3 protein-coding genes are annotated in these 2,493 nt (G+C 32.5%); all 3 read left to right on the top strand.

Features of this window, described 5'->3' with window-relative positions:
* Nucleotides 1–707: IS256 family transposase (locus ON15_RS06720; protein WP_010580725.1), on the top strand; the 707-nt coding region annotated here is incomplete at its 5' end.
* Nucleotides 708–716: 9 nt separating this feature from the next.
* The gene (locus ON15_RS11770; RefSeq protein WP_169313783.1) at nucleotides 717–1,019 is read left to right on the top strand and encodes a hypothetical protein; all 303 of its coding nucleotides are present in this window, start codon (nucleotides 717–719) and stop codon (nucleotides 1,017–1,019) included.
* A partial coding sequence (locus ON15_RS06710) for a 6-pyruvoyl-tetrahydropterin synthase-related protein (protein ID WP_010580723.1) occupies nucleotides 989–2,493 on the top strand: 1,505 nt, incomplete at its 3' end. The genes ON15_RS11770 and ON15_RS06710, both read left to right, overlap by 31 nt.

Genomic DNA, 2,493 nt, shown 5'->3' with positions numbered 1-2,493 from the left:
TTTGTTTCTTCTTAGATGCAACTTACCTACCTTTACGCCGTGATTCAGTTCAAAGAGAGGCAGTCTATATTGCTTTAGGTATTACACCTGTCGGCATCAAAGAAGTTCTTGATTATCGAATCGCTCCAAGTGAAAACGCAGGAGTTTGGTCAGAAATGGCAGAAGATCTTAAAAAACGTGGATTAAAACAAGTCCAGTTGATCATTGCAGATGGAATGGTTGGTCTGCAGCCAGCATTATTGCACGCTTTCCCGAAAGCTAAATTCCAAAGATGCCTAGTACATGTTATGCGTAATATTGGTTCGCATGTGCGTTTAAAAGATCGTGAGGCGATCTTAAATGACTTTAAAGAGTTGCATTCAGCGACCGATGTAACTGCAGCACACAAGATCTTAAATGATTTTTATGGTGCATGGGGGAAATCGTATTCCAATCTGAACCAGCAACTTAAATCCATTGAAAATGAACTACTAGCTTTCCTGAGTTTTCCTCCGGCCATTCGACCGACAATTTATTCAACCAATATCTTAGAATCACTGAACAAAAGAATCAAACGCAAGACCAAACCAAAGGAACAATTTCCAAATGAAAAATCTTTAGACAATTTCATTGGAGTTCAAGTCATAAGCTATAACGAAAAGTACTTCAATCGTAGCCATCGCGGATTTGGTCAAGTCAAAGACACGTTAGAATCACTTTTCGATTAATACTTTATTTTGCCGGGGAAAGGGATTTTCATTTACACAAACTTCTTGACACTCCCTTTTTGGTTAATTATTTATAAAGGCCTAAGCTATCAAGTTAATGTAAATGATAAAAAAGCTAAGGTAACTGCACCTCTTTTGAAAGTTGTTTTAAAACCAGGAATGAATCACATTAAAATTAGTTTAAATGCTGGCTTAGGAGAGTATATAACATTTGGTGTGATGGCTTTAAGTAATATAGTTGCCTTATGGGTTTTAATCTTTAAAAGAAGGAGTAATACGGTATGCAACAAAAAAGAATTTTTCAAAAAGTAGCATTAATTTTGCTTTTTGGAGTATTATCTATGGTATATGTTGTGTTAGCTTGGCATACAAAGACAATTTTAGTAGGTGATGATAGAATATTTCATATTGAAAGATTGGAAGAAGCATACCAGGATATAAATAAGGGACACTTTATTTCCATGATTTCGACATATAGTTTTGGAAAAGTAGGACAAGCAATTAATACTTATTATCCATGGGGAAATTTATTATTTTATGTGCCAATTAGGATGCTTTTGAAAAATCCAATAACAGCGTATTATAGTTATTTGGTATTGGAACAATTCTTAGGGTTAGTATTAGCATATATCTTTGGTCATAGATTAATGAAAAGGAAAGATGCAGCAATTGTTTTTGCAATTTTACTTCGTTTTTCTGTGTATATAATGTTTAATGATTTTGGAAGAGCTGATATAGGGGAATCATGGGCATTTGTTTTTGTGCCACTAGTTTTCTTAGGGATGTACAATATTTTAAAAGAAGTATATGTTAAAGGCGCAATATGTCTTGTACTAGGCTTGACTGCTGAAATGTATTGCCACTTGTTGACTACTGTATTTACTATAGGGTTGTTACTAGTTGTATACTTATTAACATTTATTCATCAGCAAGAGAAGAAAAAAGTTTTAGTAACTATCATAAGTAGTAGTGGTATGTTTTTGTTAGCAACTTTAGCAATAACTGTACCAATCATACGACAATTAGGTGTTCGAACAGTTATACCAAACACACAATTTTTTACTGAAAAAGAAATTAGCTTTAATACTCTTGTTTCACTTTCTTTTAGTAATACATTAGGTCAAGGATTACCTAATGTAGGGTTAGCAATTTTATTAATTGCTTTGGGGGGGGTTATCGGTTTAAAAAATAGCAATTTTTGGGAAACGTACGCATACATTTTAGGTGTAGTGTTGTTATTATGTAGTACTTTATTATTCCCGTGGTATTTATTTAAGAATACACCAATTGCACATATTCAATTTATGTGGCGCTTATTACCATTTGCAACATTTTTTTTGTCATTATATGGAGCATCTAAAATATGTACAGTTTATACTTGGGAAAAAGATTCATTTAAATTAATTATTTTAAATCTATCTCTTGTTATATTAGCATTGGGATCAATTGAAAGTTTTATAACTACAGAAACACAAAATAATTCCATAGCAACAACAACTGATTATACAACACCATACGCACATAGATTAAATGCAAGTGGATACATGCAATCCTTATCATTGAATCAGATTAAAGCAGAATCGGCCCAATATGAAGATTATGTACCTTTTGCGGCAAATAAAGTTAAAACTAATGTTTTTAATCATCAGATTAGTATTAATGGTCATAAAAGTTATTTGAAGGGTACAGAATTATCTCCGGGGTATCAACAAGAGACATATTACTTAAGAAACCTAAAAAATAAACAATCTAGAATAGTGTTGCCATTTTTTATTTATAACCATGG

This window comes from Liquorilactobacillus vini DSM 20605, from assembly GCF_000255495.1.
GTDB lineage: Bacteria > Bacillota > Bacilli > Lactobacillales > Lactobacillaceae > Liquorilactobacillus > Liquorilactobacillus vini.
The sequence above is the reverse complement of the archived record's forward strand: the minus strand, read 5'-3'. Positions and strand labels throughout refer to the sequence as shown.